The sequence below is a fragment of the Mycoplasma sp. 327 genome, assembly GCF_053851655.1.
The window spans coordinates 1-6,712 of record NZ_JBSQBA010000015.1 but is presented as its reverse complement, the minus strand read 5'-3'; the positions used below and the strand labels follow the sequence as shown (position 1 = coordinate 6,712).

Here is a 6,712-nt window from a genome sequence, read left to right as displayed (position 1 = left end):
ACCAGTACTAATAAATTGATTGGTTTAATAGTGATTCTATAGAAGTTATCTAAAACAAAAAAGTCGATATTCAGTTTTCAGGGAACAAAAAGCCAGTCTTGGCTTTTTTTATTATACTTTTTACCCTAAACTTGAAGTAATTTTGTAAATTATTTTATAAAACTCAAGCAAAAAACAAAAAAGAATTAAATTTGAAAAAATCAGCATTTTTTACATTTCTAGCTCGAAAAGTATTTTTATTTAGTTATAAATAAACTAAATAAAATGATGTAAAAATGATAATAAAAGATCAAAGAGTAAAGATTCCTAAAAAGGTTCAAATTATAAGAAAAGATGATAATAAATATGTATATTATGTCGCAGGAACAAAATATAAAAAAGATAAAAAATATAATATCGATAAGAGAGTTAATATTGGGAAAATAGATCCAAAAAAATAACAATTTATTAATACCAAACGATAAGTATTTTTTAATTTTTCCAGACACAAAAATAACAATCATAGAAGATGATAAAAAAATATCATCCGTTGTTTCTATCGGGCAATATTTGGCAATAACTAGAATTTTTAAAGATTTATATATAGATGAACAATTAAAAAAATATTTTTAACACAAAAAGCGAATTAATAAAGGCATTGACATTTTATTATATTGATGAAGAATCTACGGCTTCGCAATTATTTGAAAAGTGGCATATAAAATTTTTTCTGGTTTGTTTTCAATTCCTTCAAAACGATATCAATGCTTTTGCATAAAGATATAACAACAAAAAAATACTTGAATTTAATTATAGATGATCAAAACAATTAAGAACATATTTAGAATATTCGGATGACGCATATTTATCTGTCGATTCAACGAACTTTAATATAAGCTCAAAAAACATGAAACATGCTGAATATGGAAAGCCAAAGGTTGATGAAGGACTGCCATAAATAAACTTATCGTATTGTTTAGATCCAAAGACTGGTTACCAATTTTTTATGATTTATATCCCAAATCAGTTACTGGTGTAAGTTACTACAAAAAAATGATTGATAAAGTTTTAAATTTGCGTTATAAATCAGCAACTTTAGTATTGGATCGGGGTTATTTTTCAAAGGACAATATTGAAAATATTACTTCTGAAAACATTGACTTTATAATTATGGCAGAAACTTATAACAAAAGATTAAGTAGTTTATTAAATAAAAACAAAGATAAAATATATAAAAATGCTGAAAATTTAATTTTTGAACACAAAGTTTTTGCTTGAAAAACATACGAGCAAGCTTTTACAAATTCAACAAACAAGTATTTTATTTATATGTTTTATAATGAACAAAAAGCATCATTAGAAGTTGAAAAATATAATACGTTAAATATATTATCAAAACAACTTGAAAATATTGAATACTTAAATGAAGATATTTATAAACATATGGAAATTATTTTGATTTTAAAGTGGATGAAGAAAGCAAAATAATTTCTTATGAAATAAATAAGAAAAATTATCAAGACGTGCTTGATAATTCTGGTTATTTTTGTCTAATAAATTTAGATTTGTGTGATTGCTATTCTCAAATCTCTTACTCAAAAAGTAAGCAGGAGATAAATTGACGCAAAATTTACTATATTACTAGTTTAAACACGATTTTATTTATGTGCTTTTGATATTTCTTACTTGTATTTGATATCCTCTCATTTTTCTAAATTAAAGTCCTGAAGAAAATTAATTAATAAATCTCCGGCAGCAATTAAGTCTGAAATTGCACAAACACCTATAGGGCTATGTAAATATCTTTGTGGTAAAGAAATGGTTAGAGTCGCTGCACCACCATGAGCAAATTGAAGTTCATGAGCATCTGTTCCTCCTCCCATTGCAACAAATTTATATGTAGGTATGTTATATTTTTTTGATATGTTTTGAAATTCTTTAACTAATTTGGGGTCCATCATTGTACCACGATCCTTTATTCTTAGAGCAGCACCCTTGTATAATAAAGTATTTCCTGGGATTGTGTTAGGGGTGTCATGTGATGCGCATGTATCAAGAGCAATTGCTATGTTTGGCTTAATTAATGAAACACTAGTTCTAGCCCCTCTTGTTCCTACCTCTTCTTGCACTGTGCCAACTAAGTAGAGATCAACATCAAGATCTTTATCGTTGATGGCATTAGCAACGTATTCTAGAACAGTTATACCAGCTCTATTATCCATTGCTTTTCCGCCCAATAAATTAGGATCATTAAATAGTATAGTTTCACCTGACATGTATACTAAGTCGCCTACGCCAACTCCTTGTTCTTTAGCATCTTCATCTGATTTAAAACCAAAATCAGCATAAATTTCATTATTAGAAATTGCTTTTGAAATTTCATTTTCTTGCATAATGTGTATGCTTGTGTGACCAAAAACGCCATTAAAGGTTTTGCCTTCCTCTGTTACTAATTTTGCTTTTGTCCCAATTACTGTTGATGGTCAAATACCTCCAACAGGAGATAAATAAAGTTGTCCCTTTTTATCTATGTTTCTAACTAGAAACCCTACTTCATCCATATGCGCAGCAATCATAACTTTTGGCGCATTAGGATTTTTTGATTTCTTTCTAAATATAACTGATCCAAGGTTATCTCTACTAATCTCAAATTTTTTATTTCCTAGTGATTTTTTCAACTCATTAACCACAGGCTCTTCATAACGCGACATAGCCTCAATTTCCATGTATTTAATTAATCTTTGTTTGAATAACTCATTTTTATCCATAAATTTATAAACCTCTTTAAATATAAAAATAATATATAAATTTTATCAAAATAACTAAGTTTTAATAATCGATATGTGACCCTTCAATTTTGTATAGTTTATCTTTATGTTTTGATAAAAAAACACTAGCAAGCGTTGCTAGTGTTAAATTATTATTTTTTAAATTCAATATAGCTTTGTTGTTTTGAATAGTTTGTAAAAGTAATTTTGAAATTTTTTTCTTTACTCTTGTTATCGAATTTGTAAACTACAAAAAGGACTAATTTATCAACTTTGCTATTTTTATCATGAGTTCTGCCTAAAAATTCAACTGTTGTGAAGCCACTAGGGCTTGTGTAATCAATTATTCCACCTTTTTTTAAGAAAACATTGTGAATTTTCTTGTCAAATAATCTACCAAATAATGCATTATCAACCATTTCTTTTGTTAATTCACTTGGCTTATTTGTTTTATTATTAAGAGTGTCAATAACTTGTTGTTCCGTGTATTTTTGTGATATATCACTTAATTTGTCTATGCCTAAAAGGTGTCTTGATTTTGTTGCTTCAACTTTAAGTTGATATGCTTCATTTATTTGATTTACAAAATTTTGCATTTTTTCCACATAGCCATTAGTTTTAGTGTAAAAATTATGGTTTGGTTTTTTTAGTCATTCACCAAATTCATTATTTTTTCTTAAAATTTGAAAAGCATTTTCACGATAATTGACTAGTCCATTTTTATTAAAATTAATTCCTTTTAGGTCTGCAGGCGTTAATATTTTATTTTCACTAACATTAAAACTATTTCCAAAATCTTTAAAAGGTTTATACATGTTTGCTAGCATTATTTCGGTTTTGACATATTTTTTTACTGTACTAATATATTCCAACACTTGACCAACGGTTGTGCTATCATTTATTAATTTTTCAAAATGATTTTTAATGTCAGTAGTTGTTTTAGATACATCTTTTCCAAAAATTTTATTATCATATACAGGATTTATTTTTTGTGTTTCAGTACTAATTAAATTTCTAAATTCTTCTTTAATTTCATCAACCAATTTTTTTTTTTGTTAGGTGATTTTAGATTAGATAGCGGAACCAAATTATCATTCATATCATAAATTATATTTGATTCGCCTTTTACAGATTTAATAAGTTTAGTTGCTAATGCAGCAGGACTACTCAATCCTTCTTCATCATCAGAAATTCAAGGTTCATTATGCTCTGGTTCATTTGGAGAGACCTCATCAGCGCCTTCATCTCACTCTCAAGGACTATTATGCTCTGGTTCATAGGTTTCTCATGGTTCGCTTGATTCAGGTTCATTTGATGGGAATATATCTAACTCATTTTCGATATAGTCATCTTCTAGTGGAAAATCAAAAGCATGTTGTTTTCCGTCATCTTTGGATTTATCATAGTATTTATATCATTGTTTGTAGTATAAATTATCAATTGTTTTTTTGATTAATTCATTAGTTGGGTCATTAAAATCAATTTCAAATTTTGGTCCTTTAAAACCATTCAAAATATTTGAGCTAGTGTCTTGATCCTTTGGAAGATCAGGGATCAGATCTTTTGGTAATAAATTTCCAATCAATAAATTTTTAATATGTTTATTTTTATGTCTAATATCATTTAGAGTATCCTTTGGTAGAATACTTTTAATAGTTTCATAAACTGATTGTAAATCATTTTTTTGTTCTTTAACTTTAGGTTTTTTCTTAGGAGTATCAGATATTTTATCAGGGCTAGGTTTTGGGTTTGGTATATTATGTGTTTTTGTATTTACACATGAAAATGCAACTGCTGCGGTTGCTATTGTTGGTAAAAGACCTAAGAAAAATCAACTTATTTTTCGCATATTTTCTCCTTAGTATTAGGTTTTATTAATAAAAATATTATATTACATTATCACTATTTTCCTAGGTAAATAGGGTTAATAGTAACTAAAAAAGCAATTAGTAATAATATAAAGCTTTTTTGCTTACATTAAATTGATAACAATGCATGGTTGTTGCAAAAAGCATAAACTTAATTAGCATAGGTTTTTTTAGTTTAAATTATTTAATTTTTAAATTACTTCCAAAAATAAAAGATGGATCATTGATTATGTTTACTTTTGTGTTTTTTTGCATTTGTGCTCAGTTTAAATGTCTTGAAAAATAATTAAATATATTTTTGTTTATTTAGCAATCCTAGCTTGCTTAATTGTCTCAAAATATGTCTTTGAGCTAAAATAATGTATAAAACTATACTAATTTTTTTGTTTTGTTATTCTAGCAAATTAATTATTAACTAAACTTATTCAAATCTTGCTAAATTAGATGAACCAATGAAACAAATAAAAAATCATTTATAGATTAAAAACTAATAATTTAACAAGTTTTAGAAATTCATATAGGAAAAAATGAAAAAAGAATCTAAAGGCAATGTTAAATTTTGTTATAGTGTCTTAAATAAACATTTCTTGTGGATGGTCTTTAAGTAAATCACGAAGGCCGATAAACATGATAGAAAATTAATCAATTAAGAAAATAATTATTTTAAAAACCTTAATGACGAAGAAAGAATTAAATTATAAAAAAATATTATGTTATCAATTGTACCTTAATATATGGTTTTTAAATATCTATCTTTATTTTTTCTTCTTAATTTTAATTGAAATTGAAGTAATAGGTTTAGATATAGTTTATTCTCAAACCAGTTTAAATTATCTTTTTTAACCAAAAACAAAAAAAAAAAAAAATAAATTATAATTATGACTTGCGCCAATTCTTCTAGACATAATTAAAAAATGTTTGGGAATAGCCTGAATTCAGAAAATTTTAAGGAGAAAAATGAAAAAAAGCAAATTACTTTTTCTAGGATTTTTACCTGTTTTGGCAACACCAGTTATAGCTCTATCATGTGCAAATCCTGCTAAACCGGAAAAACCAGAAAAACCAGCGGAACCAAAGAAACCAGAAAACCCAGAAACAAAGAAGCCAGAAACTCCAAATAAAGATAAAAATCAACAGTTTGGCGATAATATTAAAATTGTTTATGAAGATTTAAAGAAACATCATTCAAAAGAAGTTCTTACAGACTTAATAAAACAAAATAAACCAATTAAAGATCTATTAATTAAGAATGCAATTAAACTAGACTCAGTTGATTCAATTAATACTAACAATAATCTTATAAATAATATAAAAAAATGAAGCACCAAAAATTGAAATTGATTTTAGTGACCCAACTAATGAAGAAATTAAGAATGTAATTGATAATTTTTATTACAAGAATTTATATAAAGAATACGACAGAACTAAGGATGATGGCAAACACGGATTTGATTTTCTTGATGATGGTTATACAGATTTAGGTGTTATTTCAATGCAAAATAATGAACCAGACTATAATGAACCTTGAGATGAAGATGATGAACCAGGTGAATTAAGTTTTACAAATGATGAAAATATGAAGATTAAAACAGAAAGCGAAAAAAGTTTTGATAAAAAAACTTATGACCCTAAAAAAGATGATGGAAAGAATCAAAATTTTGACTTTTCTATTGATGATAATAATAAGGATTTAATTGTTTCCAAATCAGAAGGGAGACCATGACAAGAATTGCCTGATCATAATGTTCCCTGGATTTCTGATGATGAGGAAGGCAAAGATAATTCTAAACAAGATTCAAAATCACAAATGATGTCTCCAAACTTAAAGAAAACAGAAGCTGAAAAACAACCTATAGATTTTACAGAGCTTGCCAATTTATTCTTAAAAGGAATAGAAGGTAAGGGTCCAATCATTATATTTGAACCAAGATCGATAAAAAACTAAAATAAAATATTGAAATTTATAATCAATCTAATAAAGCACGAGGAGTTATTTTAGGTTTAACTTCTTGTGCTTTTGTGATATTTAGGATGATTTGCTAACCTATTTTTTGCCTTATTAGACACAAATTTTGCCAAAACAAAAAAAAAAAAAAA

7 protein-coding genes are annotated in these 6,712 nt (G+C 26.4%); 4 read left to right on the top strand and 3 right to left on the bottom strand.

Annotated features, from left to right (window positions below; all coding sequences use genetic code 4):
• The first annotated feature begins 275 nt into the window (after positions 1-275).
• Positions 276-440: a hypothetical protein gene (locus ACWXVS_RS03160; RefSeq protein ID WP_455995052.1), complete on the top strand. Its 165-nt coding sequence runs from the start codon at positions 276-278 to the stop codon at positions 438-440.
• A 511-nt stretch (positions 441-951) separates the two neighbouring features.
• Entirely contained in the window at positions 952-1,467 is a 516-nt protein-coding gene (locus ACWXVS_RS03155; RefSeq protein ID WP_455995049.1) for a transposase, read from the top strand.
• 194 nt (positions 1,468-1,661) lie between these two features.
• Here the strand turns inward: ACWXVS_RS03155 and ACWXVS_RS03150 are convergent, their stop codons facing one another.
• The 3 genes from ACWXVS_RS03150 to ACWXVS_RS03140 form a co-directional block, all read right to left on the bottom strand.
• Entirely contained in the window at positions 1,662-2,747 is a 1,086-nt protein-coding gene (locus ACWXVS_RS03150; RefSeq protein ID WP_438340671.1) for a M42 family metallopeptidase, read from the bottom strand.
• 152 nt (positions 2,748-2,899) lie between these two features.
• Complete coding sequence (locus ACWXVS_RS03145) at positions 2,900-3,790, bottom strand: hypothetical protein (RefSeq protein ID WP_455995047.1); 891 nt, start codon at positions 3,788-3,790, stop codon at positions 2,900-2,902.
• On the bottom strand, positions 3,754-4,596 hold the full coding sequence (locus ACWXVS_RS03140; protein ID WP_455995044.1) for a hypothetical protein: 843 nt from the start codon (positions 4,594-4,596) through the stop codon (positions 3,754-3,756). Before ACWXVS_RS03140 ends, ACWXVS_RS03145 begins: the two co-directional genes overlap by 37 nt.
• Before the next feature lie 976 nt (positions 4,597-5,572).
• Between ACWXVS_RS03140 and ACWXVS_RS03135 the strand changes: the two genes are divergently transcribed.
• The gene (locus ACWXVS_RS03135; protein WP_455995041.1) at positions 5,573-5,962 is read left to right on the top strand and encodes a hypothetical protein; all 390 of its coding nucleotides are present in this window, start codon (positions 5,573-5,575) and stop codon (positions 5,960-5,962) included.
• A 145-nt stretch (positions 5,963-6,107) separates the two neighbouring features.
• Positions 6,108-6,560 carry a hypothetical protein gene (locus tag ACWXVS_RS03130; protein ID WP_455995038.1) on the top strand — a complete coding sequence of 151 codons (453 nt, stop codon included), beginning with the start codon at positions 6,108-6,110 and terminating at the stop codon, positions 6,558-6,560.
• The last annotated feature ends 152 nt before the right edge of the window (positions 6,561-6,712 follow it).